At 73.9% G+C, this 26,465-nt stretch carries 25 protein-coding genes and 1 pseudogene; 12 read left to right on the top strand and 14 right to left on the bottom strand.

Annotated features, from left to right (window positions below; translation table 11 throughout):
* Positions 1 to 178 precede the first annotated feature (178 nt).
* The 3 genes from panB to ACLU3S_RS10230 all read left to right on the top strand — a co-directional run bounded on the left by panB (position 179) and on the right by ACLU3S_RS10230 (position 3,062).
* Complete coding sequence (panB, locus tag ACLU3S_RS10240) at positions 179 to 1,045, top strand: 3-methyl-2-oxobutanoate hydroxymethyltransferase (RefSeq protein ID WP_413951437.1); 867 nt, start codon at positions 179 to 181, stop codon at positions 1,043 to 1,045.
* A gap of 185 nt (positions 1,046 to 1,230) precedes the next feature.
* Positions 1,231 to 2,256: an ATP-binding cassette domain-containing protein gene (locus ACLU3S_RS10235; RefSeq protein WP_413951436.1), complete on the top strand. Its 1,026-nt coding sequence runs from the start codon at positions 1,231 to 1,233 to the stop codon at positions 2,254 to 2,256.
* A complete protein-coding gene (locus tag ACLU3S_RS10230) occupies positions 2,253 to 3,062 on the top strand; it encodes an ABC transporter permease (RefSeq protein WP_413951435.1) in 810 nt (269 codons plus the stop codon). Before ACLU3S_RS10235 ends, ACLU3S_RS10230 begins: the two co-directional genes overlap by 4 nt.
* A 10-nt stretch (positions 3,063 to 3,072) precedes the next feature.
* On the opposite strand, the gene ACLU3S_RS10225 is transcribed toward ACLU3S_RS10230, so the two are convergent.
* Positions 3,073 to 6,327 carry a BTAD domain-containing putative transcriptional regulator gene (locus ACLU3S_RS10225; RefSeq protein ID WP_413951434.1) on the bottom strand — a complete coding sequence of 1,085 codons (3,255 nt, stop codon included), beginning with the start codon at positions 6,325 to 6,327 and terminating at the stop codon, positions 3,073 to 3,075.
* A gap of 14 nt (positions 6,328 to 6,341) precedes the next feature.
* Complete coding sequence (locus ACLU3S_RS10220) at positions 6,342 to 6,848, bottom strand: DUF6578 domain-containing protein (RefSeq protein ID WP_413951433.1); 507 nt, start codon at positions 6,846 to 6,848, stop codon at positions 6,342 to 6,344.
* A gap of 96 nt (positions 6,849 to 6,944) precedes the next feature.
* On the opposite strand from ACLU3S_RS10220, the gene ACLU3S_RS10215 reads away from it, so the two are divergent.
* Positions 6,945 to 7,745 (top strand): site-2 protease family protein, encoded by an 801-nt coding sequence (locus ACLU3S_RS10215; protein ID WP_413951432.1) that lies wholly within the window; start codon positions 6,945 to 6,947, stop codon positions 7,743 to 7,745.
* Here the strand turns inward: ACLU3S_RS10215 and ACLU3S_RS10210 are convergent.
* Together ACLU3S_RS10210 and npdG are read right to left on the bottom strand one after the other, a co-directional pair.
* A complete protein-coding gene (locus ACLU3S_RS10210; protein WP_413951431.1) occupies positions 7,735 to 7,983 on the bottom strand; it encodes a hypothetical protein in 249 nt (82 codons plus the stop codon). The genes ACLU3S_RS10215 and ACLU3S_RS10210 overlap by 11 nt on opposite strands.
* 4 nt (positions 7,984 to 7,987) lie before the next feature.
* Positions 7,988 to 8,692 carry an NADPH-dependent F420 reductase gene (npdG, locus tag ACLU3S_RS10205; protein WP_413951430.1) on the bottom strand — a complete coding sequence of 235 codons (705 nt, stop codon included), beginning with the start codon at positions 8,690 to 8,692 and terminating at the stop codon, positions 7,988 to 7,990.
* Between the two features lie 324 nt (positions 8,693 to 9,016).
* On the opposite strand from npdG, the gene ACLU3S_RS10200 reads away from it, so the two are divergent.
* Positions 9,017 to 9,613, top strand: a complete 597-nt coding sequence (locus ACLU3S_RS10200; RefSeq protein WP_413951429.1) for a hypothetical protein — start codon at positions 9,017 to 9,019, stop codon at positions 9,611 to 9,613.
* Between the two features lie 64 nt (positions 9,614 to 9,677).
* Positions 9,678 to 10,955 carry an MFS transporter gene (locus ACLU3S_RS10195; protein WP_413951428.1) on the top strand — a complete coding sequence of 426 codons (1,278 nt, stop codon included), beginning with the start codon at positions 9,678 to 9,680 and terminating at the stop codon, positions 10,953 to 10,955.
* On the opposite strand, the gene ACLU3S_RS10190 is transcribed toward ACLU3S_RS10195, so the two are convergent.
* A complete protein-coding gene (locus tag ACLU3S_RS10190; RefSeq protein WP_413951427.1) occupies positions 10,956 to 11,189 on the bottom strand; it encodes a hypothetical protein in 234 nt (77 codons plus the stop codon). It abuts the gene before it with no gap.
* A gap of 58 nt (positions 11,190 to 11,247) precedes the next feature.
* Between ACLU3S_RS10190 and map the strand changes: the two genes are divergently transcribed.
* The 3 genes from map (at position 11,248) to ACLU3S_RS10175 (ending at position 14,157) form a co-directional block, all read left to right on the top strand.
* Positions 11,248 to 12,105, top strand: coding sequence for a type I methionyl aminopeptidase (map, locus tag ACLU3S_RS10185; protein ID WP_413951426.1), 858 nt, complete (start codon positions 11,248 to 11,250; stop codon positions 12,103 to 12,105).
* A gap of 175 nt (positions 12,106 to 12,280) precedes the next feature.
* The gene (locus tag ACLU3S_RS10180) at positions 12,281 to 12,928 is read left to right on the top strand and encodes a heme oxygenase (biliverdin-producing) (protein ID WP_413951425.1); all 648 of its coding nucleotides are present in this window, start codon (positions 12,281 to 12,283) and stop codon (positions 12,926 to 12,928) included.
* Positions 12,929 to 13,053: 125 nt separating this feature from the next.
* A complete protein-coding gene (locus tag ACLU3S_RS10175; RefSeq protein WP_413951424.1) occupies positions 13,054 to 14,157 on the top strand; it encodes a PP2C family protein-serine/threonine phosphatase in 1,104 nt (367 codons plus the stop codon).
* Between the two features lie 31 nt (positions 14,158 to 14,188).
* Here ACLU3S_RS10175 and ACLU3S_RS10170 read toward each other — a convergent pair whose 3' ends face one another.
* From ACLU3S_RS10170 to ACLU3S_RS10150, 5 genes are all read right to left on the bottom strand, one after another.
* Positions 14,189 to 16,420 (bottom strand): xanthine dehydrogenase family protein molybdopterin-binding subunit, encoded by a 2,232-nt coding sequence (locus ACLU3S_RS10170; RefSeq protein WP_413951423.1) that lies wholly within the window; start codon positions 16,418 to 16,420, stop codon positions 14,189 to 14,191.
* Positions 16,417 to 17,418, bottom strand: coding sequence for an FAD binding domain-containing protein (locus ACLU3S_RS10165; RefSeq protein ID WP_413951422.1), 1,002 nt, complete (start codon positions 17,416 to 17,418; stop codon positions 16,417 to 16,419). The genes ACLU3S_RS10170 and ACLU3S_RS10165 overlap by 4 nt, the downstream gene beginning before the upstream one ends.
* A 10-nt stretch (positions 17,419 to 17,428) precedes the next feature.
* The gene (locus ACLU3S_RS10160; protein WP_413951421.1) at positions 17,429 to 17,953 is read right to left on the bottom strand and encodes a (2Fe-2S)-binding protein; all 525 of its coding nucleotides are present in this window, start codon (positions 17,951 to 17,953) and stop codon (positions 17,429 to 17,431) included.
* 397 nt (positions 17,954 to 18,350) lie between these two features.
* Positions 18,351 to 19,034: a PhzF family phenazine biosynthesis protein gene (locus tag ACLU3S_RS10155; RefSeq protein WP_413951420.1), complete on the bottom strand. Its 684-nt coding sequence runs from the start codon at positions 19,032 to 19,034 to the stop codon at positions 18,351 to 18,353.
* Complete coding sequence (locus tag ACLU3S_RS10150; RefSeq protein ID WP_413951419.1) at positions 19,027 to 19,827, bottom strand: hypothetical protein; 801 nt, start codon at positions 19,825 to 19,827, stop codon at positions 19,027 to 19,029. Before ACLU3S_RS10150 ends, ACLU3S_RS10155 begins: the two co-directional genes overlap by 8 nt.
* Before the next feature lie 46 nt (positions 19,828 to 19,873).
* Here ACLU3S_RS10150 and ACLU3S_RS10145 point away from each other — a divergent pair.
* Positions 19,874 to 20,011 (top strand): annotated as a pseudogene (locus ACLU3S_RS10145) (iron transporter); the annotation flags it as partial.
* Entirely contained in the window at positions 19,971 to 20,963 is a 993-nt protein-coding gene (locus ACLU3S_RS10140; RefSeq protein ID WP_413951418.1) for a hypothetical protein, read from the top strand. The pseudogene ACLU3S_RS10145 and the gene ACLU3S_RS10140, both read left to right, overlap by 41 nt.
* A gap of 27 nt (positions 20,964 to 20,990) precedes the next feature.
* On the opposite strand, the gene ACLU3S_RS10135 is transcribed toward ACLU3S_RS10140, so the two are convergent.
* The 4 genes from ACLU3S_RS10135 to ACLU3S_RS10120 form a co-directional block, all read right to left on the bottom strand.
* On the bottom strand, positions 20,991 to 21,725 hold the full coding sequence (locus tag ACLU3S_RS10135; protein WP_413951417.1) for a bifunctional DNA primase/polymerase: 735 nt from the start codon (positions 21,723 to 21,725) through the stop codon (positions 20,991 to 20,993).
* A gap of 139 nt (positions 21,726 to 21,864) precedes the next feature.
* Positions 21,865 to 22,860, bottom strand: a complete 996-nt coding sequence (locus tag ACLU3S_RS10130) for a small ribosomal subunit Rsm22 family protein (RefSeq protein ID WP_413951416.1) — start codon at positions 22,858 to 22,860, stop codon at positions 21,865 to 21,867.
* Between the two features lie 21 nt (positions 22,861 to 22,881).
* Positions 22,882 to 24,063 carry a serine hydrolase domain-containing protein gene (locus ACLU3S_RS10125; protein ID WP_413951415.1) on the bottom strand — a complete coding sequence of 394 codons (1,182 nt, stop codon included), beginning with the start codon at positions 24,061 to 24,063 and terminating at the stop codon, positions 22,882 to 22,884.
* Positions 24,003 to 25,346 (bottom strand): multidrug effflux MFS transporter, encoded by a 1,344-nt coding sequence (locus ACLU3S_RS10120; protein ID WP_413951414.1) that lies wholly within the window; start codon positions 25,344 to 25,346, stop codon positions 24,003 to 24,005. Before ACLU3S_RS10120 ends, ACLU3S_RS10125 begins: the two co-directional genes overlap by 61 nt.
* A gap of 84 nt (positions 25,347 to 25,430) precedes the next feature.
* On the opposite strand from ACLU3S_RS10120, the gene ACLU3S_RS10115 reads away from it, so the two are divergent.
* On the top strand, positions 25,431 to 26,444 hold the full coding sequence (locus tag ACLU3S_RS10115) for a Gfo/Idh/MocA family protein (protein WP_413951413.1): 1,014 nt from the start codon (positions 25,431 to 25,433) through the stop codon (positions 26,442 to 26,444).
* The last annotated feature ends 21 nt before the right edge of the window (positions 26,445 to 26,465 follow it).

The following is a 26,465-nucleotide window of genomic DNA, read 5'->3' as shown; positions in this document are numbered from 1 at the left end:
CGATACGGAACGGTCTCGTATCTTATTTCTTTGCCAAGGCATTGCCTCCCCCGCGCATGAGCGGGCGCGGAAGGGATCACAGGCGTCCCCCCTGGCCCTGACTGGCACGAGGTGCCACCATGGAGGCGATCCGGGGACGCCGTCAGGGCGCCTCGAGATGACTGAAGGAGCTGTTGCCATGACGCAGCTTTCGGCTGCCCAGAACAAGCCTTCCGACGGCAGCAAGGCGCTGTACGGAGGGAAGGGCACTCGCCGCATCACCGTCCGCGACATCGCCCTCGCCAAGGAGCGGGGCGAGAAGTGGCCCATGCTCACCGCGTACGACGCGATGACCGCGTCCGTCTTCGACGAGGCCGGGATCCCGGTGCTCCTCGTCGGCGACTCCGCGGGCAACTGCCACCTGGGGTACGAGACGACCGTGCCCGTCACCCTCGACGAGATGACCATGCTCTCCGCGGCCGTCGTCCGCGGCACCCAGCGCGCCCTCATCGTCGGCGACCTCCCGTTCGGCTCCTACCAGGAGGGTCCGGTGCAGGCGCTGCGCTCGGCGACCCGGCTGGTGAAGGAGGCCGGGGTCGGCGCGGTCAAGCTGGAGGGCGGCGAGCGCTCGCACGAGCAGATCCGGCTGCTGGTGGAGTCCGGCATCCCGGTCATGGCCCACATCGGGCTCACCCCCCAGTCCGTCAACGCGATGGGCTACCGCGTGCAGGGCCGCGGCGAGGAGGCGGCGGCGCAGTTGCTGCGGGACGCCAAGGCCGTGCAGGACGCGGGGGCGTTCGCGGTCGTGCTGGAGCTGGTCCCCGCGGAGCTGGCGGCCGAGGTGACGCGGGTGCTGCACATCCCGACCGTCGGGATCGGCGCCGGGCCGGAGACGGACGCGCAGGTGCTGGTGTGGACGGACATGATGGGCCTGACCTCCGGGCGGGTGCCGAAGTTCGTCAAGAAGTACGCCGGCCTGCGTGAGGTCATGGGCAACGCGGTGAGGGAGTTCGCCGAGGACGTCGTCGGCGGGACGTTCCCGCAGGAGGAGCACTCCGTCCACTAGACGTCCAGACGTCGCCACCGAGCCACTGCGGCAACACCGGGCAGCCCGCCGATCTTCCCCCGTCGGCGGGCTGCCGCTTTGCGGCGGCCCGCCTGCTGGGAGCCGTCGGTGGCTGTCGGAGGGCTGTCGGTGGCTGTCGGTCGCTTGTCGGTCATTTGTCGGCGGGCCCTGGCACCGTCTTCGCCATGACGCGAATCGATGACAACCCCGCCGGCGAGAGCCACGCCGTGCACGTGCGGGGGCTGGTCAAGCACTACGGCGAGACCAAGGCGCTGGACGGCGTCGACCTGGACGTGCGCGAGGGCACCGTGATGGGTGTGCTCGGGCCGAACGGCGCCGGCAAGACCACCCTCGTGCGCATCCTGTCCACCCTGATCACGCCGGACGCCGGCCGGGCCACCGTGGCCGGCTACGACGTCGTACGGCAGCCCCGGCAGCTGCGCCGGGTGATAGGCCTGACCGGTCAGTACGCCTCGGTGGACGAGAAGCTGCCGGGCTGGGAGAACCTGTACATGATCGGGCGGCTGCTGGACCTCTCCCGCAAGGACGCCCGCGCCCGCGCCGACGAGTTGCTCGAGCGGTTCTCCCTGACGGAGGCGGCCAGGCGGCCGGCCGGCACGTACTCCGGCGGCATGCGGCGGCGGCTCGACCTCGCCGCCTCCATGATCGGACGGCCCGCCGTGCTGTACCTGGACGAGCCGACGACCGGACTCGACCCCCGTACCCGCAACGAGGTGTGGGACGAGGTCAAGGCGATGGTCGGCGACGGCGTCACCGTGCTGCTCACCACCCAGTACATGGAGGAGGCCGAGCAGCTCGCCTCGGAGCTGACCGTCGTGGACCGGGGCAAGGTGATCGCCACCGGCGGGATCGAGGAGCTGAAGGCCCGCGTCGGCGGCCGGACCCTGCGCGTGCGGCCGGTCGACCCGCTGGAGCTGCGCCCGCTCGCCGCGATGCTGGACGAACTGGGCATCACCGGGCTCGCGACCACCACCGTGGACGCCGCGTCCGGGACCCTGCTGGTGCCGGTCCTCAGCGACGAGCAGCTGACGGCCGTGGTCGGCGCGGTCACCGCGCGCGGCATCACTCTCTCCTCCATCTCCACCGAACTGCCCAGCCTTGACGAGGTGTTCCTGTCCCTCACCGGCCACCGTGCCAGTGCTCCCCAGGACCCCGCGCCCACCGACTCCCGCGAGGAGGTCGCCGCATGAGTGCGATCACCGCCCCTTCGTCCGACGTCCGCATCCCGCTGCGCGGGCATCTGCGCCACACCGGCGCGCTCATCCGGCGCAACCTGCTGTGGATCCGCCAGGACCCGGAGTCGATGTTCGACGCGCTGCTGATGCCGGTCGTCTTCACGCTGCTGTTCGTGTACGTCTTCGGCGGCTCGATCGGGTTGGCGCTGGGCGGCGGCCAGAGCCGGTACGTGCAGTACGTGATCCCCGGCATGATCGCGATGATGAGCATGACGCTGTCCCAGGGCGTCGGCACGGGTTTCAGCCAGGACTTCAACAGCGGTGTCATGGACCGGTTCCGGTCGCTGCCGATCGGGCGCGGGTCCGTGCTCTTCGCGAAGATCGCCGTCGAGCTGTGCCGGATGCTGTTCGCCACGACCGTGCTGATGGTCGTCGCCGTACTGGTCGGGTTCCACATCCACCACTGGGCCGGTCTGTTCGCGGCCGTGGGGCTGTCCGCGCTGTTCGCCTCCTCGATCATGTGGGTGTTCCTCACCCTCGGCGTCATGCTGAAGAACGCGCAGTCCGTGCAGGCCATGGGCTTCCTGGTGCTGTTCCCGCTGCAGTTCGGCTCCTCGATCTTCGCGCCGACCAAGTCGATGCCGGGCTGGCTGCGGCACTTCACCGACTACAACCCGCTGTCCACGCTCGCGGACGCGGCCCGGGGCCTGATGGTGGGCGGCCCGGTCGCCCACGACCTGTGGGTGACGGTCGGCTGGTCGGTGGCGATCACGGTGGTCATGGCACCGGTCGCGATCCACAAGTTCCGCACCAAGAGCTGACGTTCAGGTGTCAGACCAGGGCGGTGGCCTCCGCGAGGGAGAGGCCACCGCCCTCGGCGTACGCCGCCTCGTACGCCTGCCCGGCGAGCGTCTCGCGGATCCGGGTCTCGGTCATGTCGTGGCACCGGCGCTCCAGGCCGGAGGCGACATGCCCGGGCGGCAGCAGGGCATCGGCGGCGCCGAGACAGCGGGCGGCGTCGGCGGCGCGCGCACCGGAGCCGAGGCGGGCGAGGGCCATGGCGGCGACGGTGAGGCAGATGGAGTTCAGATGCGGGGTGACGGCCTCGGCGAGGGGGTCGGCCGCGTGCCGAAGCGCCGTGCGGACGCGGCTGAGGGACTCCTCGTGGCGGTCGTCCAGCGCGTCCAGCAGGGCCTCCTGGCAGAGGATCAGGGCGTCGAACACGGCGAAGTGCGCGATCTTGAACTCTTCGCGCAGGATCCGCAGTTGCTCGCGGGCCTCGGCGGTGCGGTCGGTCAGGCCGAGCCAGCCGGCGAGGAACAGCCGGGCGGCCGGCGTCCCGTCGTGGGGGGAGGCGTCCTGGCTCTCGATGACGTCCCGGAGCATCTGCTCGCCGCGCTCCAGGTCGCCGGCCTCCATGAGCACACTGCCGAGGCGGGCGCGCAGGACGGCTCTCTGGGCGCGGGCGCCGAGGCGTTCGGCGTGGTCGATGGCCGCGCGGTAGTCCGCTGCGGCCGCGGTGTAGTCGCCGGTGCGTTCGCGGGCCTCGCCGCGCGCGGACAGGGCCTCGGCGATGCCCCACGCGTCGCCCAGGCGCCGGTATATCTCCAGCGACTCGTCGGCGTCGCGGCCGGCGTCGCCGGCCCAGGCGGTGCGGTTGGCGAGGAGGTTGGCGCGCATCTGCAGGGCGCCGGCCAGCTCCCACTCGAAGCCCGGGGTGTCGCGGCAGGTCCGCACGGCGGCGTCGATGATCGTGCGCAGGCGCTCCGCCCCACCGGTCATCATCACGGCGAAGAACCACACCATGCCGGGCGCACGGCAGGTCTGCGGCAGCCCGGGCTCGTAGACCCGGGCGATGGCGTGCAGCTTGGCCTGCGCCGCGGGCGTCTGCCAGGCGTCCAGCTCGGTGTCCATGCAGGCGAGATGGGCCAGGTGGACGCCGCGCCGGGCCTCGACGAGCAGCTCCCCGGAGTACGGGGGCGGGGCGTCGGTGCAGCGCTGCCACACCGGGGCGGCGCGGCGCAGCGGCTCGCCGAACGGGTCGGGGCCCAGGGCCATGACCTCCCGGCACCAGGTGCGGGCCTCGATGCGCTGGTCGCGCATCTGCCAGAACCAGGCCAGGGACAGCACCAGGCACAGCGCCTCCTGCTCGTCGCGGGCGGCGACGGCGTGCCGCAGGGCGGTGCGCAGGTTCTCGTACTCCAGCTGGAGCCGGTCGATGGCGGTGCGCTGCTCGGGGCCGCGCAGCAACGCGTCGGTGGTGCGGGCGAGTTCGCGGTAGTAGGTGAGGTGGGCGCGCTCGGCGTCGGCGCGGCGGCCGGTCTCGTCGAGCCGTTCGGCGGCGTACTCGGCGACGGTCTCCAGGAGCCGGTAGCGCATGCCGCCCTCGGCCGAGGGCGCGGCCACCACCAGGGACTTGTCGACCAGGGAGCCGAGGACGTCCAGGGCGACGGGTCCGCACACGGCCTCGGCGGCGGCGAGGTCGCAGCCGCCCGCGAAGACCGACAGCCGTGCGAGGACGTCCCGTTCGGGCGCGTCCAGCAGGTCCCAGGACCAGTCCACGACGGCCCGCAGGGTCTGCTGGCGGGGCAGCACGGTACGGCTCCCTGAGGTCAGCAGCCGGAACCGGTCGTCGAGCCGGTCGGCTATCTGACGTGGGGTCAGCATCCGCAGCCGGGCCGCCGCCAGCTCGATCGCGAGGGGCAGGCCGTCGAGCCGCCGGCAGATCTCGGCGCAGGCCTCGGGGTCGTCGTCCAGCCGGAATCCGGGCCGGGCGGCCGCGCCCCGGTCGGCGAGCAGCCGGAGCGCGACGGGCTGCGGCAGCGGCTCCACCGGGCGCACCAGCTCCCCCGGCACGCCGAGCGGCTCGCGGCTGGTGGCGAGGACGGTCACGCCGGGGCAGCGGGCCAGCAGCCGCTCGGCCAGCCGGGCGGCGGCCTCCACGACGTGCTCGCAGTTGTCGAGCACGATCAGCATCCGGCGCCGGGCGCAGTGCTCCACCAGCCGGCCCGTGGGGTCGTGCCCGTCGACGACCGCGCGGATGCTCTCGGCGCCGGCGCCGTGCAGCACGGTCTCGCGGGCGCCGATCGCGGTGAGCACGGCCTGCGGCACGGCGGCCGGGTCGTCCACCGGTGCCAGCTCGGCCAGCCACACGCCGTCGGAGGCGGTGTGCCGTACCGCCTCGGCGGCCTCCTGGGACAGCCGGGTCTTCCCGGCGCCGCCGGGCCCGAGCAGGGTGACGAGGCGGGCGGTGGCGAGGTCCGCGCCGATCGCCGCGATGTCGGCCTCCCGGCCGACGAAGGAGGTGAGCCGGGCCGGCAGGTTGCCCAGGGCCGGCCCGGACGGCGGCTCCGGGGCCTCGGCGGCCAGCAACTCGGCGTGCACGGAGCGCAGTTCGGCGCCGGGGTCGGAGCCGAGCCGGTCCGCGAGCAGCCGTCGTACCTCCTCGTAGGCGGCGAGGGCCTGGGCCGGGCGGCCGGCGTCGCGCAGGGCGCGCAGCCGCAGCGCCTGCATCGGCTCGTCCAGCGGGTGGGCGTCGCACAGGGCGGTCAGCTCGGGCAGGGACTGCTCGGCGTGGCCGAGGGCGAGGGCGGCGGTGTGCCGGGCGCGCAGGGCGTCCAGCCGGCGGGTCTCCCAGCGGGCGGCCTCGGCGGTGTGGTCGGGCAGGTCGGCGAGGGCGGGGCCGTGCCACAGCGCGAGGGCGTCGTCGAGGACGCCGGCGGCCTTGGCCGGGTCGCCGTCGGCGAGCGCGCGCAGGCCGTCGGCCGTCAGCCTCTCGAACCGGGTGAGGTCGACGTCGTCGGGTGCGGCCGTGAGCCGGTACCCGCCGTCGGCGGAGGCGACGGCGTCCGCGCCGAGGGCCCGCCGCAGCCGTCCGACGAGCGCCTGGAGCGCCCCGCCGGCGTCGGCGGGCGGGTCGGCGCCCCAGACCTCGTCCACGAGCACGCCGACGGGCACGGTCCGCCCGGCCCGCAGCGCGAGCACGCCGAGCAGGGCGCGCAGCCGCGCCCCGCCGACCGGGACGGGGGTGCCGTCGGGGCGGAGTGCCTGAGTGGGACCGAGGAGGCGATAGCGCACGGGGTCCATTGTCTCCGGAGCGGTCAGCGGCGGTCACCGGGTTGCGGCGGCGTGGCGTCGGGGACGTCGGGGACCTCGAGGGTGACGAGGACGCCGACGGCACGCCGGACGCGCTGCGGGCCGTGGCCCCGGCCGGGTTCCTCCCCGCCGAACCACTTCGGGCAGGCGTCGACCGGCTCCAGGGTGTACGCCCCCGGCACCGCTTCCATCCGGTACGGGGAGGGCAGGACGACCAGGCCGGGTGACCCCCGGTCCGGTTCCCTGGCGCGCTCGTGCCGCTCGCGCAGGTGCGGGTCGGTGCGGACCAGGTACTCCTGCCGCACCAGGTCGATGGCGCCGACCCGGCCCGCGGTCTCCTCGTCCGGACCGCCGTGGTTCTCCACCCAGGCCTCGGCGCCGTAGGCCGATTCCTCCCGGATGCCCTCGCCGCCGTAGGCCACCAGCCGCCAGGACACCGCGTCGCCCACCGCGAACCGCCTGCCGCAGCACTCCATCTGCCAGTCCTCGTAGAACACCCTCATCCGTGGCATTCCCCTACCTTCCAGGAACCGGACGGCGACCGCGAGACGTTTTCCCCGTATCCTCTCGGATCTTCCCGGAGTACCTCGCCGCCCAGGAGCCCGCTCATGACCACTGCCACCACCCGCCACGGCGACCGGCGGGTCAGCCCCGTGTTCCTCGGGATCGCGGCCGTGACGGCGGTGGCGGGCTGGGCCGTCTGGTCCGGGTCTGCCGCGCGGCCGGGGATCGCGGTGTTCCTGTTCGTGACGGCGGCCTGGATCGTCTCCCTGTGCCTGCACGAGTACGCGCACGCGCGCACGGCCCTGCACAGCGGCGACATCACGGTCGGCGCGAAGGGCTACCTCACGCTGAACCCGCTGAAGTACACGCACGCGCTGCTCAGCATCGTGCTCCCGGTGGTGTTCCTGATCATGGGCGGGATCGGGCTGCCGGGCGGCGCGGTGTTCATCGAGCGGGGCCGGATCCGGGGCCGCTGGCGGCACAGCGTGATCTCGGCGGCGGGCCCGCTGACGAACGCACTGTTCGCCGCGGTGTGCACCGCGCCGTTCTGGCTGCACGCGCTGGACGGCGTGCCGGCCTCGTTCCAGTACGCGCTGGCGTTCCTCGCGCTGCTCCAGGTGACGGCGGCGATCCTGAACCTGCTGCCGGTGCCGGGCCTGGACGGCTACGGCGTCATCGAGCCGTGGCTGTCGCACCGGGTGAAGCGCCAGGTGGCGCCGTTCGCGCCGTTCGGCCTGCTGCTGGTGTTCGCGCTGCTGTGGCAGCCGTCCGTCAACCAGTGGTTCTTCCAGTTGGTCCACGACATCCTGGACGGCCTGGGCATCGGCTACGACGAGCAGGCGTGCGGTGCGGCGCTGTACCGGTTCTGGCAGGGCACCCCGCTGGGCTGCCGGGTCAGCCCGTGACGGACCTGCCCTGCCCGGCGGCGCGGGCGCGCCTGACGTAGAACCAGGTCATGTTGGACGACAGGCCCGCGAGCAGCACCCAGACGATCCCCAGCCAGCTGCCCCGGGCGAAGGAGACCACGGCCGCGGCGACGGCGAGCACGCAGACGACGAGCGGGTAGAGGGCGATGCGGGGCATGACGGACGGCTCCTGTCGGGGACACTGCTCGGAACTGCTTCGCCGACCAGTGTCCCCCATGGGGTCATACGTCCGTGACGCGGAGCCCGGCGTGTGCCTTGTAGCGGCGGTTGACGGAGATCAGGTTCGCGACCAGCGACTCGACCTGGTGCGCGTTGCGCAGCCGCCCGGCGAAGATCCCGCGCATCCCGGGGATGCGCGCGGCCAGCGCCTGCACGATCTCCACGTCGGCCCGCTCCTCGCCCAGCACCATCACATCGGTGTCGATCTGCTCGACCTGCGGGTCCTGGAGCAGCACGGCCGACAGGTGATGGAAGGCGGCGGTGACCCGGGAGTCCGGCAGCAGCGCGGCGGCCTGCTCGGCGGCGCTGCCCTCCTCGGGCCTGAGCGCGTAGGCGCCCTTCTTGTCGAAGCCGAGCGGGTTGACGCAGTCCACGACGAGCTTGCCGGCCAGTTCGTCGCGCAGGGACTTCAGCGTGTCGCCGTGGCCCTCCCACGGTACGGCGACGATCACGATGTCGCTGCGGCGGGCGGTCTCGGCGTTGTCGGCGCCCTCGACGCCGTGGCCGAGTTCCCCGGCGGCGGCCTGTGCGCGCTCGGTGGACCGGGAACCGATGATCACCTTCTGGCCGGCCCTGGCGAGCCGGTAGGCGAGGCCCTTGCCCTGCGGCCCGGTGCCGCCGAGCACGCCGACGACGTACCCGGAGACGTCGGGCAGGTCCCAGGGGTCCTTGGCGGGGGCCTTCTGTGCGCTGTCGGTAGAGGTCATGGTGCGACTCTACGTCCGTGTGGCGGACGGCACCGGCTCGGATCGGCCGCTGCACGGGCCCCCGGCGGGACGTGATCGCCTCGTGGGCGCCCGCCGGTCCCCGGGGGCGGGCCGCGGCCGTCCCCAGGTCGGGCGAATCCGCGGTGAACTCCGCGCCACGCGGGTGCGGTTGCGGCGGAATACGGGCGCGTCGACGCCGCACGGGGCGCGTTGCCGCGCGAAGCGCGCGCCCGTACCGGGGGCCGGCCGCCACCGTCCCCAAGTCGGGCGAATCCGCGGTGAACTCCGCGTCGCGCCGCGGCGGTTGCGGCAGGATGCGGGCGCATGGACGCCGTACGGGTCGCGTTGCTGCGGGAAGTGCTCGCCGGGACGGAGTGGCTGGGGGCCACCCGGAGATTCGCGGGGGCGCTGCGCTCCTCGGTGGTCGCGCACGGGGGCGGGTTGCTGCTGGTGGGCACGCCCGAGTACGAGCCGTGGCACCTGGCCGCGCACCTGGTGGACGAGGCCGCGTGGTCGGGGACGCCCGAGCTGGCGCCGACGCTGGTGCGGCACCACGCGCGGCCCTCCGACCCCGCGCACCTGGCCGTCGGTCCCGGACGGATCACGGCGGCGCGGCGCGGGGAGACCCTGCTGGTCGTGGCGCCCGAGGAGCCCGCGCCGCTGCTGGAGCGCGTGCACTGGGCCCGGCGCAGCGGGGTCACGGTGCTGGCCATGGGGCAGGGCGGGGGCGAGCTGGCAGCCATGGCGCACGACGTGCTGGCCGTGCCGGACGAGGCGGAGCTGGACCTGGACACGGTGCAGCACCTGGTCAGCGCGGCGGCCGGGGAGAATGCGGGCGCCACGAGGGTCCGGCGCGGCTTCCGCGACCGGCTGGCCCGGCTGGTGGAGACCCTGACGGCACCGCCGCCGCCCGCCTGGTGACGCCGCCGCCGGGCGGGCGGAAAACCAGTTGCCCGGTGATCCCGGTCGGCCGACCATCCCTGAGGTGACCCGCGCCCTCCTGCCCGACCTCTCCCCCTGGAAGGCCTCCGCGGACTTCCGCCGGCTCTGGAAATCCGGGCTGATCAGCAACTTCGGCAGCTTCCTGACCCTGGTCGCGCTCCCGGTCCAGCTGAAGGACCTCACCGGCTCGGCGGCGGCCGTGGGCGCGATCGGCGCCGTGGAACTGCTGCCGCTGATCGTGTGCGGCCTCTACGGCGGCGCCCTCGCCGACGCGCTCGACAAGCGGAAGCTGATCGTGTGGACGGAGGCCGGCCAGGGCCTGCTCAGCGCCGCCCTGCTGCTCAACGCCCTGCTCCCGCGCCCCGCGGTGTGGCCGCTGTACGCGGTTGCCGCCCTGTCCTCCGCGCTGGGCTCGGTGCAGCGCCCGGCCCTGGACTCCCTGTGGCCCCGGATCGTCGCCCACGACGACATGCCGGCCGCGGCCTCGCTGAACTCGCTGCGCTGGACCGTCGGCGGCGTCGCCGGCCCGGCGGTGGCGGGCGTGGTGGTGGCCTACGCCGGACTCGGCTGGGCGTACGGCGCCGATCTGCTGACGTTCGCCGTCTCGGTGGCGTACATGGTGCGGATCGCCCCCTCCCCGGCCTCGCACGAGGCGTCGAAGCCCTCCCTGGGCGCCGTCCTGGAAGGCGCCCGGTACGCCTGGAGCCGCAAGGAGTTGCTCGGCACCTACGCGGTGGACCTCGCGGCGATGACCCTGGCCATGCCGCTCGCCGTGCTGCCGTTCCTCGCCGACGCGCTGCACGCCGACTGGTCGCTGGGCCTGATGTACGCCGCCTTTCCGGCCGGGGCCCTGCTGGTGAGCCTGACCAGCGGCTGGGCTTCGCGCGTGCACCGGCACGGACTGATGGTGGTGCTCTCGGCGGCCGGGTGGGGCCTGGCCGTCGCGGCGGCCGGGGTCTGCCCGAACGTGTGGCTGGTGCTGCTGTTCCTCACCGTCGGCGGCGGCTTCGACATGGTCAGCGGCGTCTTCCGGGCCGCCATGTGGAATCAGACGATCCCCGACGAGCTGCGCGGCCGGCTCGCCGGGATCGAACTGCTCTCCTACTCGGTGGGGCCGCAGCTGGGCCAGGTCCGGGCGGGCGGTTTCGCCGCGTGGGCCGGGGTCCGGGCCTCGGTCTGGTCCGGCGGGCTGGGCTGCGCGGGCGCGATGGCCCTGCTCGCCCTGTGCCTGCCGGGGCTCATGACGTACGACGCCCGGACCAACGAGCACGCGGTGCGGATGCGCGAGCGGCGCGCGGCCGCCGTGCCCACAAAGGTGTGATCACTCCTCGTCGGCGCGCTCGCCCGCCGGCGCGTCGTGCCAGCGCGGGTCGTTCTCCCACTGGAGGTTGCGCTCGGCGGCGGTCTCCATCGCCCGCTGGGCCTCCTGCGGGGAGGCGTACGGCCCGAAGCGGTCCTTGCCCGGGCAGTCCGGGCCCTCCTCGACCTTCTTGTGCTCCAGGCAGTAGTACCACTCGCCCGGCTTGCCGGCGGTGCGCTTCTTGAACAGGGGCATGACCAGCTCCTCTCGCCACCGACATGTTCCCCCATGACCGCTGGATAGACTCGCTTTCATGTCTGGCCAGTCGCTGCTCGTACCAGGGGAGCTGTCCCCCACCCGTTCGGTCCCCGGAAACATCCGCCGCCCCGAGTACGTCGGCAAGCCCGCGCCGACGCCGTACACCGGGCCGGAGGTGCAGACCCCGGAGACCATCGAGGCGATGCGGATCGCCGGCCGCATCGCGGCGCGGGCGATGGAGGAGGCCGCGAAGATCATCGCGCCCGGCGTCACCACGGACCAGCTGGACAAGGTCGCCCACGAGTACATGTGCGACCACGGCGCCTACCCCTCCACGCTCGGCTACCGCGGCTTCCCGAAGTCGCTGTGCACCTCGGTCAACGAGGTCATCTGCCACGGCATCCCGGACTCGACGGTCCTCAGGGACGGCGACATCGTCAACCTGGACGTGACGGCCTACATCGGCGGGGTGCACGGCGACAACAACGCCACCTACCTGGTCGGGGACGTGGACGAGGAGTCGCGGCTGCTGGTGGAGCGGACCCGGGAGGCCCTCGACCGGGCGATCAAGGCCGTCAGGCCCGGCCGGCAGATCAACGTCATCGGGCGGGTCATCGAGTCGTACGCCAAACGCTTCGGCTACGGCGTCGTGCGGGACTTCACCGGGCACGGCATCAGCACGTCGTTCCACTCGGGGCTGATCATCCCGCACTACGACAGCCCGCACGCGACGACGGTCATGCAGCCGGGCATGACCTTCACCATCGAGCCGATGCTGACGCTCGGCACCCACGAGTACGACATGTGGGACGACGGCTGGACGGTCGTGACCAAGGACCGCAAGCGGACCGCGCAGTTCGAGCACACACTGGTGGTCACGGACAGCGGCGCGGAGATCCTGACCCTGCCCTGACGCCGTGCCCGGCCTCGGCCCGCTCCCCTGTGAGAGCGGGCCTTTCTCATGCCCGAGCCCGCCCGGAGGAGCGGGCCCGCCTCACGACCCGAGCCCGCCCGCGTTGCCCCGGGTGCGTTACCGACAGCATGTCGGTAAACTTGCCGACAGCCTGTCGGCAAACTGGGGAGTGCCCATGGAGTCCTTCTCCGCCCTCATCCGCGGCGCGTCCCGCCACCAGCACACGGCGGCCGGGACCTCGACGTTCCTGAGCGACCTGCTCGGCGGCCGGCTGGGCGTGGCCGCGTACGCCCGCTACACCGAGCAGCTCTGGTTCGTCTACGAGGCGCTGGAGAGCGCGGCCGGCCGGCTGGCCGCGGATCCGGTGGCCGGCCCGTTCATCCGGCCGGAGCTGCTGCGGCTGCCCGCGCTGGAGCGGGACCTGGCACACCTGCGCGGGCCGGACTGGCGGGCGGGCCTGAGCGCCCTGCCCGCGACCCGGGCGTACGCGGACCGGGTGCGCGCGTGCGCCGCGCACTGGCCGGGCGGCTATGTCGCCCATCACTACACCCGCTACCTCGGTGATCTCTCCGGCGGCCAGGTCATCCGCGACCGGGCGGAGCGGACGTGGGGCTTCGCGAGGAAGGGCGACGGGGTGCGGTTCTACGTCTTCGAGGAGATCTCCAGCCCGTCCGCGTTCAAGCGGACCTACCGCGAGCTGCTGGACGGCCTGCGGGCGGACGACCTGGAGCGGCAGCGGGTCGTGGCCGAGTGCAAGCGCGCCTTCGCCCTGAACACGGCGGTCTTCCGGGCTCTGGGCGAGGAGTTCCCACTGACCGCCTGAGGGATGCGCGGCCCGGGCATGCCGGCCCACAGCCGAACATTGCGGAAATACGATTGCGTATCATCAATGTTCGAGACTGAATGAGCATTATGAGGACAAAGCCGTCCACCACCGAGGTGACGCGCGTGTGGGCTCCGGTATCACACCGGCCGGGCTGGCTGGCGATCCCGTTGCTGATGGTCATCGCCATCCCGGCCGGCGACGTGTTCCTGCCGCCGGACATCCACCTCGCCCACATCCTGGTCGTGGCGACCGCGCTGACCGCCATGGGCTACGGCCCCAGACCCACGGCGCTGATCGGTGCGCTCTCGGTCCTCGCGCTGATCGCCGCCGGGGCGGAGCGGAACACCCTGACCACCGAGAGCGTGCTGGTCGAACTCGTCTCGCTCACGGTGCTCTGCGCCCTGCTCGTCGTCTTCACCCACCTGCGGGACCGGCACGGGCGGGAACTGCTCAGGGCGCGCACCGTCTCCGACACCGCGCAGCGCGTCGTCATGCGTCCGCTCCCGACGCGCACCGGGCCGCTGACCCTGGCCGGCGAGTACCACAGCGCCGAGGCCGACGCCTACATCGGCGGCGACCTCTACGCCGCAGCCCGCACCTGCGGCTCCACCCGGCTGGTCATCGGGGACGTCCGCGGCAAGGGTCTGGCCTCGATCAGCGACACGGCCATCGCGCTGGGCGCCTTCCGCGCCGCCGTGCACCGCTGCATCCCGCTGCCGGAGCTGGTGGCCTACGTCGAGGACACCGTCGGCTGGGGCCTGGCCGAGTTCTCGGAGGCCGCCGATCCGGACGCCGGGGAGCGCTTCGTGACCGCCGTGCTGCTCGACATCCCGGACGACCAGGCGGTGGCGCACGTGATCAGCTGCGGCCACCCGCCCCCCCTGCTGCTGTCCCGCACGACCGGCGCCGTCACCCCGCTGCACGTCGCCGAACCCGCCCCGCCGCTGGGCCTGGGCGCCATGTCGGACACCCCGTACACCGTGACGACCTTCCCCTTCGAGGAGGGGGACAGGATTCTGCTCTACACCGACGGCGTCACCGAGACCCGCGACGCCGACGGCACCTTCTACCCGCTCGCCGAGCGGGTGACGAAGTGGTCCGACCAGGCACCCCGCTGCCTCCTGCAGAAGGTCGTCGCCGATCTGCGCGCCTACGCCGGCGGGCTGCTCCACGACGACGTGGCCATGTTGGTCGTACAGCGCGACCAGGTGCTCGTCCCCGACTGAGCGGTGCCGGGCGGCCCGGCCCCGCCGCGGGTCACAGCAGATCCTCGATCGTGATCGGTATCCGCCTGACCCGGCGGCCGGTCGCGTGGTGCACGGCGTTCGCGATCGCGGCCGCGGCGCCGACCTGACCGATCTCTCCGACGCCCTTCACGCCCAGCGGATTGACCACGTCGTCCTCGACCTCGACCAGTTCGACGTCGACGTCCGGGGCATCCGCGTTGGCGGGGACCAGATACTCGCCCAGGCTCGCACTCGCCCAGCGCCCGGTGCGCGGATCCATGTGGTTGGCCTCCAGCAGCGCCTGGCCGAGGCCCCAGAGCATGCCGCCCATCAGCTGACTGCGCGCCGTCTTCGGATTGAGCACCCGCCCGGGAGCGAAGGCACCGGTCATGCGGCGGACCCGGACCAGCCCGAGCTCGCGGTCCACGGCGACCTCGGCGAACTGCGCCCCGAAGGTCATCATCGCGTACTCCGCGCCCGCGCCCGGCGGGGTCCACGCGCCGGACGCCTCGGCATCGGACTCGACGTGGCGCCGCAGCAGATCGGCGTAGGAGTCGACGGCGGTCCCGGCGCTCATCAGCCCGTCCCGCACGGCCACGTCCATCGGGTCGGCGCCGTGCAGCGGCGAGTTCGCGTCGGCGACGGCGCGGCGGACCAGCTGGTTGCGCAGGGCGGTCGCCGCGCTGTGCACGGCGGCGCTGATCATGCCCGCCCCCGCGGAGCCCACCGCGGCCGCGATGCTGGGCAGGTCCGTGTCGCCGTCCTCGAACCGGCAGCGATGCACCGGCAGGCCGAGGGCGTCGGCGGCGACCTGGGCCATGACCGTGGCGACGCCCGTGCCGAAGTCGGGGGTGGCGGCCTGCACGACAGCCGTGCCGTCGGCGTACACGCGGGCCCGCGCGCGCTGCGGGCCGGCGGGCGCGGCGACCGGATAGCCGGCGCCGGCCACGCCCGTCCCGATCAGCCAGTCGCCCTCGCGGCGCAGGCCCGGCCGGGGATCGCGGCCCGCCCAGCCGAAGCGCGCGGCACCCCGCTCGTAGCACTCCCTGAGGCCGCTGCTGGACCAGGGCAGGCCGGACGCGGCGCTCACGTCCGCGTGGTTGCGCAGGCGCAACTCGATCGGGTCCATGCCGAGTTCGCCGGCCAGTTCGTCCATGGCGCACTCGATCGCGAGCATGCCGGTCGCCTCGCCGGGCGCCCGCATGAACGTGGGGGTCATCATGTCGGCCCGGAAGATCCGGTAGACCCCCTCGAAGTTCGGGCAGGCGTAGATCGCCGACGAGACACCGATCGAAGGTTCGGCCCAGTCGTCGAAGTGCGAGGTCGGCGACAGCTTGTGGTGCCTGATCGCGGTGAGCCGGCCGTCCCGGCGCGCGCCGACGGCGATGGTCTGCTCCTGCTCCTCGCGGTGCCCGACCGACGTGAACATCTGCTCCCGGGTCAGCACCAGCTTCACCGGCCTGCCGACCTCGCGGGCGGCCAGCGCGGCCAGCGCGGCATGGTCGTGGACCATGGCCTTGGACCCGAAGCTGCCGCCCACGTAGTGACTGACGACACGGATCCTCGACAGGGGGATTGCGAGCAGCCGGGCGACGGTGATCTGGGTGGCGTCGACCCCCTGCGTGGAGTCGTACAGCACCAGTTCGTCGCCGTCCCACGCGGCGACGGTGCCGGACGGCTCCAGCGGGTTGTGGTGGTTCGCGGCGTACGTGAAGGTGGCCTCCACCCGTACATCCGCCTCGGCGAGGCCCGCTTCCACGTCCCCGCGTTCGATCCGGCCGGGCAGCCACCCGCCGAAGATGCGATCGGGCACGTACGCCCGGTCCCGGCCCTCTTCGAGGGAGGTGAGCGGGGGTGTCTCCGCGTAGTGGACGCGCAGGACGCTCGCCGCGTGCTGCGCCCGCTCCCAGGTGTCGGCGACGACGACCGCGATGTGCTGGCCCGCGTAGTGGATCACGTCGTCCTGCAGGGGGAAGAACGTCTGCCCGGGCGCCGCGGTACCGGCCAGCGAGGGGATCAGCGGCGGCTGCTCCGCGATCCCCGGCAGGTTCTGGTGGGTGAGCACGGCGAGCACGCCGTCCTCCGCCTCGGCGGTGCTCGTGTCGATCCCGGTGATACGGCCGCTCGCGATGCGGGACCCGACCAGGCAGGCGTAGGCCGTGCCGGGCACGGGTGTCTCCGCGCAGTAGCGGGCGCAGCCGGTGACCTTGGAGCGTCCGTCGACACGGTCGAGTGGCTGTCCGATGGCCGTAGCGGTCGTCATGCCGGGCTCCCGGTGCCGTCGCCGGTGAGGGTCTGCAGGGCGCGCACGACGGCGCGCCGGGTGAGTTCCACCTTGAAGGCGTTCATGGGGGTCGGCCGGGCCGCGGCCAGTTCCGCCCGGGCCGCCTGGTCGAAGTTCTCCGGGATCGCCCGGGCCCCGATCAGGAAGTCCTCGGCACGCCGGGCCCGCCAGGGCTTGGTGGCGACTCCGCCGAGCGCCACGCGGACGTCCGCGATCGTGCCGTCCACCAGGGAGAGCGCGGCGGCCACCGAGGTGAGCGCGAACTCGTAGCTCTCGCGGTCGCGCACCTTCAGATACAGCGAGTGGCGCGCCAGGGGCATCGCCGGCACCTCGATGGCGGTGATCAGCTCCCCGTGCTCCATCGGGTGCTCGCGGTGCGGGGAGTCGCCGGGGAGCAGGAAGAAGTCGTCGAACGCGTAGGCCCGCTCGCCCTGGGGGCCCAGGGTGTGCACCCGCGCGTCCACGGCCATCAGCGCCACGGCGACGTCCGAGGGGTGCGCGGCGATGCAGTGCTCGCTGGCGCCGAGGACGGCGTGGCCGCGGCTGAACCCCTCGCGGGCCGAGCAGCCGGTGCCCGGATCGCGCTTGTTGCACGGCGAGCGCGCGTCCCGGTAGTACGAACACCGCACCCGTTGCAGCAGGTTGCCGCCCATCGACGCCATGTGACGCAACTGCGCCGAGGCGCCCAGTTCCAGGGCCTGGCAGATCAGCGGGAAGCGCTCGCGCACCAGGGGCGATGCGGCGACCTCGCTCATCCGGGCGAGAGCCCCGATGCGCAGGCCTCCCTCCGGGGTCGGCTCGACGCCCGCCAGCGGGAGGTGGTTGATGTCCACGAGCCGTCGCGGATGCAGGACGTTCTGGCGGAGCAGATCGATCTCGGTGGTGCCGCCGGCGAGGAAGTCGCTGGTGGGATCGGCGCTGACGGCGGCGACGGCGGTCGCGGTGTCGGCGGCCCGGGAGTAGCTGATCGGCTGCACGGCGGGACTCCTAGGGTGCGTCGCGGACGGCGCGGATCGCGGCCCGTATGTGGGGGTAGGCGGCGCAGCGGCAGATGTTGCCGCTCATCCACTCCTTGATCTCCGCGTCGTCGCCGGCGTGGCCCTCCGCGAGCAGCGCCACGGCCGACATGATCTGGCCGGGGGTGCAGTAGCCGCACTGGAAGGCGTCCTCGGCGATGAACGCCCGCTGCATGGGGTGCAGTTCGCCGCCCTCCGCGAGCCCCTCGATCGTGGTCACCTCGCGCCCCTCGCAGCTCACGGCGAGCGTCAGGCAGGACAGCACGCGGGTGCCGTCCACCCAGACGGTGCAGGCGCCGCAGGTTCCCTGGTCGCAGCCCTTCTTGGCGCCGGTCAGGGAGAGGTGCTCGCGCAGGGCGTCGAGCAGGCTGACGCGCGGTTCGATCTCCACGGAGTGCTCGACGCCGTTGACCGACAGGGTGACCCTGACCGGGCCCGGGCCTCGTTCCTCGAGGGTTCGCCCACGTTCGGTCAGGGCGGGACCGCGTACGGACATGAGTCACCTCCACAGAAGGACTCTTTCATCCTCATACCGGCCCATATGCGGCGCAACCATACGCTGACGGCCCCGCCTCCCCGGCGACGGCGGCCCACTACGCCCACCACCACACCGACCAGTACGGCGGTGAGCACGGCGGATGGGGCCGCCACGGTGGCCGGAACGCCGATTACGGAGGGCACGGCGATCACGGCCACGCCCGGTACGCCGACTACGGCCACGGCGGTCATCGCGGCTACGGCGGATACGGCGGGCCATGGCGGCTACGGCCACGGCGGTCACGGCGGCGGAGGTCATGGGGGCGGCGGCGACGGTGGGGGAGGTCACGGCCGGTGGTTCCGTCGGCAGGGGCCGGTCGCCGGGCCGGGCCCTTCGGCATGCCCGGGACGGCCGGTCAGCGCTCCAGGAACACGCGGCCGCCGACCTCCACCCAGCCGTGCGGCTGCGGCGCGGTGAGGATCTGCGAGCCCCGGCCCTGGGTGATGTTGAGGGCGCGGCCCAGCCGGTCGGTCAGCAGCAGCGCCGCCGCGCCCGTGGCCTCGTCCTCCTCGGTGCCGTCGTCTCCGTCGGCGAAGGCGCGGGCGCGGATCCGGCCCGCGGCCTCGTCCTCCCAGGCCCAGGCGTAGATCCTCTCCCGGGCTTCGCCCGGGGGGACCCCCGTCCCGCTTCGCTCGCCCGGCGCCGGCACGTCGAGCGCGTCGACCTCGGCGGCGGCGGCGTACTGGCGCGGGGTGCACGGCGGGGCCCACTCCGCACGGGCCTCGATCCAGCTGAACTCGCCGTCCAGCCGGGCCCCGACGACCCCGGCGGGCGTGACCAGTTCGGGCACGTCGAGCAGCCAGGCCGTGCCGACGCAGGGGCGGGCGGCGAAGGGCAGACGCCGGGTGGGCGTGTAGAGGTCGATCACGCCGCGCTCGGGGTCGTCCACGAACACGGTCTCGCTGAAACCGAGTTTCGCGGCCAGCGCCTGCCGGTCGCCCTGCTCGGGCAGCACCGAGCCGTCGCGGACCACCCCGAGTTCGTTGCCGTAGCCGCCGTCCGGTCCGCAGAAGACGCGGAGTACGTCGTAGTCAGTCACGGGGGAATTGAAACACCGCGGCCGCGGCGAGCGCGTCCCAGGCGGGGGCGCCGCCGGTCAGGGGCCAGGTGCGCACGCCCGACGGTTCGTACGGCAGCTCGGCGAGGATGTCGCCGTCGCCGACGGTCTCTGCCTCCCGGCGCCACAGCTCCTCCTCCCGCAGCCGGGTGAGCACCACGCACCGCGGGGTGCCGCCCTCGGCCAGGGCGGCCACCGCGCGGTCGTGGCCGTCGAGGATCAGCCAGCCGTCGAGGGAGGGCACCCACCACAGCAGGACGGGCGCGAGCGCGCCCTCGCGGGCGTGCTTGCGGTAGGCCTTCACCCGGGCGGCGTCGGGCGCGGAGAGCCGCCGCAGGGGCAGGACGCCGTGCCAGCCGCCGCCGCAGTACAGCTCCAGCAGTCCGCCGGGCCAGTCGCGCACGAGGTCGCAGGTCCAGACGGGCAGGGCGAAGGCGGTGCGCACCGACAGCTCCCAGCGGCCGTCGTACAGCGGCGACCCGTCCGCCCGCTCCAGCCAACGGGCGTACTGGTGGACCCAGTTGACCGCGGACCGCATGCGTGCCGACTCGATGGGCGGCAGCGGCGAGCGGTAGCCGTCGAGGCGGTGCAGGTGCAGATCGTGGCAGCAGCCGTCGCCGGAGAGCGCGCCGAGCAGGAGGGGGCGCCCGTCCTGCCGGACCAGGCGCCGCCGCCCGTCGGTGGCCTCGAAGCGCAGGCCCGGCGGGCCGGGGCGGCCCACCACGTCCAGCACCAGCCGATTCGGCCCCAGCGACTCCCTGCGCGCGTCCCCCATGCCGGTCATCCTCTCAGGGGCCGTCGTGGGACACGGGAGGGCGCACGAGGTCACGGTGTGGGCGCTGTCGCCGGTCCCGGTACTCGCGCCGTGCCCCGCCCCGGTAGGGTTCGCCTCCGGAAAGGGGAAGGTGAAGGAGCCCGATGACCAGGGAACGCAGCCCTCGACGGCTTCGCCGACGTGACCGGAACGCTCTGATAGCAGCCACTCTGACCGTTTTGTCGATGACGGCGAGCGGATGCGTGGTGGTGCACGGCGAGCGCGAGGTGCTCCCCTCCGCCACGCGGGCCGAGGCCGCCAAGGCCCTGGCCGCGTTCACCGACGCGTACAACAAGGCCGACAAGGCCTACGACCGTTCCCTGGACGCGCCCTACGTCACCGGCGCCCTCGCCGACATCGACTCCGCCCGACTGAAGGCGGGTCACGCCAACAGCCCCTCGGGCAACGCGAACCACACCCCGCTGAAGCTGACGGACGCGAAGTTCACGATTCCCGAGAAGGCCGGCTGGCCGCGCTGGTTCCTCGCCGACGCCCGGGGCAACAAGGGCGGCAACTTCCGCTGGCTGCTGGTGTTCACCCGCAACGACCTCGACCAGCGCTGGCGGGTGGCGTATCTGACGCTGGTCGCACCCGGCGCCGTACCGCAGTTCAAGACGGACAAGGACGGCTGGGCCGAGGCGGTGCCGGCCGACTCCGCGCAACTCGCCGTCGCGCCCCGTGAGTTGAGCCACACGTACACGGCTTACCTGAACAGCGGCGGGAAGACGTTCGCCGACGGCCCGAACACCAGCGGTCTGCGCGCCTACCGCAAGGGGCGGGTGAAGCAGCCGGGCCTGGTCCGGCAGTACATCGACGAGCCGCTGACCCGCGGCGACTACGCGCCGCTCGCGCTGCGCACGGCGGACGGCGGCGCGCTGGTGTTCTTCACCACGCACCACTACGAGAAGCAGACCGCCGCCGCGGGCACCTCCGTGCCGGTCCCGAACAAGGACGTACGGGCCCTGACCACGGGCGAGATCAAGCAGTCGCTGACCCTGGAGTCGGTGGCCGACGAGGTCGCGCTGGACCCGACGGCGAGCGGGACGGTGTCGGTCCTGGGCCGCGTCCAGGGGCTGACGGCGGCGAAGGGCGAGTAGGGCGCCGGGCGGCTCAGTTGTGGCGGCTCAGTTGTGCAGGGGCCAGGCGGCGCCCGGGTGTCCGGCCTCCTCGCCCGCGTACCGGGCACAGGCGTCGGTGAGCGCCTCCAGCAGGCTCAGCGGGTCGGGCAGGGCGTGCTCCGGGCCACGCACCCACCGCACCTGCTGGTCGTCGCCCGGCAGCCGGGCCGGCGGCACGAGGACGTACGACCCGCGGCAGTGCCAGCGCAGCCCGGGGTGCTCGTCCATGGTCTCGGGGTGGCAGTCCAGCTCGCACGGCCACCACTCGTCCTCGTCCTCGGGGTGGCCGCGGGTGAGGGTGAAGAACAGCATGCGGCCGTCGTCGCTCTCCGCGACCGGGCCGACGTCGACGCCGGCGCCGAGCAGCCGGTCCAGCGCCTCCCGCCCGGCCTCCAGGGGCACGTCCAGGACGTCGTGGACCATGCCGGTCGCGGTGATGAAGTTGGCCTGCGGCTGGTGCCGGGCCCACCGCTCGATCTGGGCGCGGTCGGTGGTGGACTGGGTCTGCCAGGCGAACGACACCGGGTGCCGGGCCGGGGTGGGACAGCCGACGCGGTCGCAGGAGCAGCGGTAGTCGGGCGCGGGGTGCGCGGCGGGGGCGAGCGGCAGGCCCGCCTCGGCGGCGGCGAGCAGCAGGGCCTCACGGCCGCCGGTGCCGGCGGCCTCCTTCGGGCGGCGTCCACGCAGCCACTGGGAGAGTCTGCCCTGCCGGCCGCTCCGGCCGCCGAACGTCGCGCTCATCTATCGCCTCGCCTCGCTGGTGTGCGGACAGCATGCCTTATCGTCCCATCTTCCTGCGCTTCGGGGGGTCTGGGGGGCGCACGGGCTGCCGGGGCGGCGTCCGCGCGGCGGACGGACAGCGCTGCGGCTCCCTCCCCCGTCAGGCAGGCGGCTCCGCCGGTGGCCACGGGTCGCCCCAGGTGGCGTCGCGGGCGGCCTTGTAGAGCGGGCCGTGGCGTTTGGTGACCGTGGTGCGGCTCAGCTGCTCGTCGGGCTCGCACAGGTCGAGCAGGACCTGGCCCTTGCGGATCTGGGGGCGCCGGACGATGCGGGCGGGGGCCGGCTCGGCGGGCAGCCGGGTGGCGGCGACGTACGAGAACTTCTCGTCCTCGTAGGCCAGCGAGCCGCCCTTGACCTGGCGGTGCAGGGACGAGCGGCCGACCCGCGCGGAGAAGTGGCACCAGTCCGTGCCGGGCACGATCGGGCAGGCGGCGCTGTGCGGGCAGGGCGCGGCGATCCGGAACCCGGCGCGGATCAGCCGGTCGCGGGCCTCGATGACGCGGGCGTACCCGGCGGGGGTGCCCGCCTCCACGATGACGACGGCCCGCGCGGCGTCGGCGGCGGCGTCGACCAGCCCGGCGCGGTCGGCCTCGGTGAGCTCGTTCAGCACGTACGACACCGTGACCAGGTCGGCGGGGTCCAGGGTGAGCGCCGAGCCGATCCGGGCGCGCTGCCAGCGGGCGCCGGCGAGGGCCGGGTTGGCCGCCGCCATCTCCCGGCCGAGGGCGAGCGCCGGCTCGGCCCAGTCCAGCACGGTGACGCCGCGCTCGCCGGGCCAGGTCGCGGTGACGGCCCAGGCCGCGGCGCCGGTGCCGCCGCCGACGTCGACATGGGTGCCCGGCGTCCAGTCGGGCACGGTCTCCGCGAACGCCGCCAGCGCCGCGCGCACCGCCTCGAAGGTGGCCGGCATCCGGTAGGCGGCGTAGGCGGCCACGTCGGCGCGGTCGCGCAGGATCGGCGCGTGCGTGGGCGTCTCGCCGCGGTAGGTGGCGATCAGCCGTTCGACGGCGCCGGCGGCCTGGGTCGGCGGAAGTCCGGCGAGGACGTCGTCGAGGGCGGCGCGCAGCTGCTCCGCGGGGCGTGCGGGGTCGTTCACCCGGTGATTCTACGGTGCTGCTCAGACCACGGCCCTCGCCAGATGCGTGGCCAGCGCCGCCCGGGGCCCGCTGTCGGGCGGCCGGCGCCGTGGGTGCACGGTGTTGGCCAGCAGCACCAGGAAGGTGTCCGTCGCCGGGTCCAGGACCAGGGACGTTCCGGTGAAGCCGGTGTGGCCGGCCGCGCCCCGGCCCGCCAGCGCGCCCATGAACCACGGCTGGTCCACGGCGAAGCCCAACCCCGGCGGGGTGAGCAGCAGCTCCACGAAGTCGGGGCCGAGGATGCGCGCGGGGCCGTAGGAGCCGCCCGCGAGCAGGGTCCGGCAGAAGACCGCGAGGTCGTGCGCGGTGGAGAACAGGCCCGCGTGCCCGGCCACCCCGCCGAGCGCCCAGGCGTTCTCGTCGTGGACGACGCCCCGCAGCATCCCCCGGTCCGCCTTGGCCCACGGCCGCCGCTGGTCCTCGGTGGCCGCCGCGCCCGGGCAGGGCCCGAAGGCGGTGGTGGTCATGCCGAGCGGCCGGGTGATGCCGTCCCGCACGAGCACGTCGAGGGTGCGGCCGGTGACGCGCTCCAGCACGAGCTGCAACAGGATCATGTTCAGGTCCGAGTACCGGTACTCGCCCGGCGCGCTCGAGGGCGCCTCCGCGCGCAGCATCGCCATCCGGGCGGTGTCGTCCGGGCAGTCGTACAGCGGGAGTTCCGGGCGCAGGCCCGAGGTGTGGGTGAGCAGCTGCCGCACCGTGATGCCGTGCCGGGCGGCGCCGCGGAACTCGGGCAGGTAGTCGCCGACCCGGGCGTCCATGCCGAGGGTGCGGCGCTCGATCTGCTGCACGGCGGCGACGGCGGTGAACAGCTTGGTGAGGGACGCCAGGTCGAAGGGGGTGGTGAGGGCGGCCGGGACCTGGGCGGCGGGCGGCAGCTCGACGCCGGCGTCGGTCTGGGGGTCGTAGCGGGAGTAGCGCACGGCCCAGCCCGCGGCCTCGGCCACGGCGATCACGGGGCCGCGGCCGGCCAGCACGACGGCGCCGGCCGCCCAGGGGCGGTCTCCGGCGGTGAGGGCGTGCACCTCGCCGACCAGGTGCGCGAGTGCGGCGGGGTCGAGCCCGGCCCGTTCCGGTGTGTCGGCGCGCAGCCTCGGTGCGCTCAGTTGTCGTCTCCCTCCGACCCAGTGCGGGCGTACCCCCGCGCGTTCCAGGGACGGCACATTCCCACGAAGCAGGCCGCGGCGACCAGTGCTCCCGACAGCTGGACCACCGCCATGGGTACGGCGGTGTGCTCACCGGCGACGCCGACGAGGGGGGAGGCGACCGCGCCGATGAGGAAGGAGGCGGTGCCGAGCAGCGCGGACGCGGAGCCGGCGGCGTGGCGGGTGCGCAGCAGGGCGAGGGACTGGGCGTTGGGCAGGGTGATGCCCATGGCGGACATGAGGACGAAGAGCGCGGCGGCGACGGGCGCGAGCCCGACCGTGCCGAAGGCGCCGGTGGACATGAGCAGCAGGGCGGTCGCTGCGAGCACGATCACCGCGAGGCCGGTGGCGAGCACGTGGTCCAGGCCGACCCGGCCGACCAGCACCTTGCCGTTGACCTGCCCGGCGACGACCAGGCCGACGGAGTTGAGGCCGAACAGCAGGCTGAAGGTCTGCGGGGAGGCGCCGTAGATCTCCTGGATCACGAACGGGGAGGCGCTGATGTAGGCGAACAGCGCGGCGAAGGCGAAGCCGCCGGCGAGCATGTAGCCGGTGAACGGCAGGTCGGCGAGCAGGACGCGCATCGAGCGCAGGGCCTGCCCCACTCCCCCGGCGTGCCTGACGCCCTCTCGGCCTCGCTCGGGCGGGGGGACCCTCCTGGCGGGCGGCAGTGTCTCGGGCAGCCGCAGCCAGACCAGCGCGCCGAGCAGCGCGCCGACCGCGGTGCACACCACGAACACGCCCCGCCAGTCCGTCACCCGCAGGATCTGCCCGCCGATCAGCGGGGCGACGACCGGCGCGACCCCGGAGATCAGCATCAGGGTGGAGAAGAAGCGGGCCATGGCCACGCCGTCGTAGAGGTCGCGTACGACGGCCCGCGCGATGACGATGCCCGCCGCACCGGCGAGGCCCTGCGCCAGCCGGAACGCGACCAGGGTCTCGACGTCCGGGGCGAGGGCGCACAGGGCGGTGGCGACGAGGTACACGGCGAGGCCGGTGAGCAGCGGGCGGCGGCGGCCCCAGCGGTCGCTCATCGGGCCCACGACCAGCTGCCCGAGCGCCATGCCGGCCAGGCAGGCGGTGAGGGTGAGCTGGACGGTCGCGGCGGGCGCGTGCAGGGACCGGGTGACCTCCGGCAGGGACGGGAGGTACATGTCCATGGCGAGCGGGGGTGTCGCGGTGAGGCCGCCGAGGACGAGGGTGACGAGCGGACCGGTGCGGCGGCCGGCGGCGGTCGAGGGAGGTGCGGCGGTGGAGGCGCTCTCCGCTTCCGGTGCCGGTGTCGCCGCATGCTCGGGCATGTGTCCCTCCCTCTGTGAACCAACCGGACCTTATGCTCTCAGTTCGTACACACTGCCGAGGCACACATGAACGAGGGCGGGTCGATGGCGCAGCAGACCGTGCGGTGGGGAATCCTGGCGACGGGCGGGATCGCGGCGGCGTTCGCGGCGGATCTGGTGGATCTGCCGGACGCGGAGATCGTGGCGGTGGCGTCACGCAGCCGGGAGTCGGCGGAGGCGTTCGCCGAGCGCTTCGGGGTCGCGCGGGCCTACGGCGACTGGGCGTCCCTCGCGGCGGACGAGGACATCGATGTCGTGTACGTCGCCACGCCGCACGTGGCGCACCGGTCGGCGGCCGGGCTCTGCCTGGAGTCCGGGCGCAACGTGCTGTGCGAGAAGCCGTTCACGCTGAACCTGCGGGAGGCGGAGGAGCTCGTCACGCTGGCGCGGGAGCACGACCGCTTCCTGATGGAGGCGATGTGGATGTACTGCAGTCCGCTGATGCGCCGGCTGAAGGCGCTCGTGGACGACGGCGCGATCGGCGACGTGCGCACCGTGCAGGCCGACTTCGGGCTGGCGGGCCCCTTCCCGCCGGCGCACCGGCTGCGCGACCCGGCGCTGGGCGGCGGGGCGCTGCTGGACCTCGGGGTGTACCCGGTGTCGTTCGCGCAGCTGCTGCTGGGCGAGCCGGACGGGGTGACGGCGAGCGCGGTGCTCTCGCAGGAGGGTGTCGACCTGCAGACCGGTGCGCTGCTGACCTGGGACAACGGCGCGCTCGCCGCGCTGCACTGCTCGATCGTGGGCGGTACGGGGGTCACCGCGTCGGTGACCGGCTCCCGAGGCCGGATCGACCTGCCGTCGGGCTTCTTCCAGCCCGACCGGTTCGTGCTGCACCGGGAGGGCCGTGACGCCGAGGAGTTCACCGCCGACCCGGCCGACGGGCCGCGCACCAGCCTGCGGCACGAGGCGAAGGAGGTCATGCGGGCGCTGCGCGCGGGCGAGAAGGAGTCCCCGCTGGTACCCCTGGAGGGCACGCTGGCCGTGCTGCGCACCCTGGACTCGGTGCGCGACCGCATCGGCGTGCGCTACCCCGGAGAGCCGGCCCCGGCGACAGCCTGACGCCCGCCTGCGCGTCCCGGC

This window comes from Streptomyces sp. AF1A (genome assembly GCF_047340315.1).
Lineage (GTDB): Bacteria > Actinomycetota > Actinomycetes > Streptomycetales > Streptomycetaceae > Streptomyces.
The sequence above is the reverse complement of the archived record's forward strand: the minus strand, read 5'-3'. Positions and strand labels throughout refer to the sequence as shown.

What these genes read in the sequence shown, in the direction of transcription:
- ACLU3S_RS10170 (WP_413951423.1), bottom strand. Translation starts at nt 16,420, where the DNA reads ATGACGACCGCTACGGCCATCGGACAGCCACTCGACCGTGTCGACGGA.
- ACLU3S_RS10135 (WP_413951417.1), bottom strand. Translation starts at nt 21,725, where the DNA reads ATGAGCGCGACGTTCGGCGGCCGGAGCGGCCGGCAGGGCAGACTCTCC.
- ACLU3S_RS10140 (WP_413951418.1), top strand. Translation starts at nt 19,971, where the DNA reads ATGACCAGGGAACGCAGCCCTCGACGGCTTCGCCGACGTGACCGGAAC.
- ACLU3S_RS10210 (WP_413951431.1), bottom strand. Translation starts at nt 7,983, where the DNA reads ATGGGGGACACTGGTCGGCGAAGCAGTTCCGAGCAGTGTCCCCGACAG.
- npdG (WP_413951430.1), bottom strand. Translation starts at nt 8,692, where the DNA reads ATGACCTCTACCGACAGCGCACAGAAGGCCCCCGCCAAGGACCCCTGG.
- ACLU3S_RS10230 (WP_413951435.1), top strand. Translation starts at nt 2,253, where the DNA reads ATGAGTGCGATCACCGCCCCTTCGTCCGACGTCCGCATCCCGCTGCGC.
- ACLU3S_RS10235 (WP_413951436.1), top strand. Translation starts at nt 1,231, where the DNA reads ATGACGCGAATCGATGACAACCCCGCCGGCGAGAGCCACGCCGTGCAC.
- ACLU3S_RS10160 (WP_413951421.1), bottom strand. Translation starts at nt 17,953, where the DNA reads ATGTCCGTACGCGGTCCCGCCCTGACCGAACGTGGGCGAACCCTCGAG.
- ACLU3S_RS10120 (WP_413951414.1), bottom strand. Translation starts at nt 25,346, where the DNA reads ATGCCCGAGCATGCGGCGACACCGGCACCGGAAGCGGAGAGCGCCTCC.
- ACLU3S_RS10150 (WP_413951419.1), bottom strand. Translation starts at nt 19,827, where the DNA reads ATGGGGGACGCGCGCAGGGAGTCGCTGGGGCCGAATCGGCTGGTGCTG.
- map (WP_413951426.1), top strand. Translation starts at nt 11,248, where the DNA reads ATGTCTGGCCAGTCGCTGCTCGTACCAGGGGAGCTGTCCCCCACCCGT.
- ACLU3S_RS10215 (WP_413951432.1), top strand. Translation starts at nt 6,945, where the DNA reads ATGACCACTGCCACCACCCGCCACGGCGACCGGCGGGTCAGCCCCGTG.
- ACLU3S_RS10190 (WP_413951427.1), bottom strand. Translation starts at nt 11,189, where the DNA reads ATGCCCCTGTTCAAGAAGCGCACCGCCGGCAAGCCGGGCGAGTGGTAC.
- ACLU3S_RS10200 (WP_413951429.1), top strand. Translation starts at nt 9,017, where the DNA reads ATGGACGCCGTACGGGTCGCGTTGCTGCGGGAAGTGCTCGCCGGGACG.
- ACLU3S_RS10220 (WP_413951433.1), bottom strand. Translation starts at nt 6,848, where the DNA reads ATGCCACGGATGAGGGTGTTCTACGAGGACTGGCAGATGGAGTGCTGC.
- panB (WP_413951437.1), top strand. Translation starts at nt 179, where the DNA reads ATGACGCAGCTTTCGGCTGCCCAGAACAAGCCTTCCGACGGCAGCAAG.
- ACLU3S_RS10225 (WP_413951434.1), bottom strand. Translation starts at nt 6,327, where the DNA reads ATGGACCCCGTGCGCTATCGCCTCCTCGGTCCCACTCAGGCACTCCGC.
- ACLU3S_RS10180 (WP_413951425.1), top strand. Translation starts at nt 12,281, where the DNA reads ATGGAGTCCTTCTCCGCCCTCATCCGCGGCGCGTCCCGCCACCAGCAC.
- ACLU3S_RS10115 (WP_413951413.1), top strand. Translation starts at nt 25,431, where the DNA reads ATGGCGCAGCAGACCGTGCGGTGGGGAATCCTGGCGACGGGCGGGATC.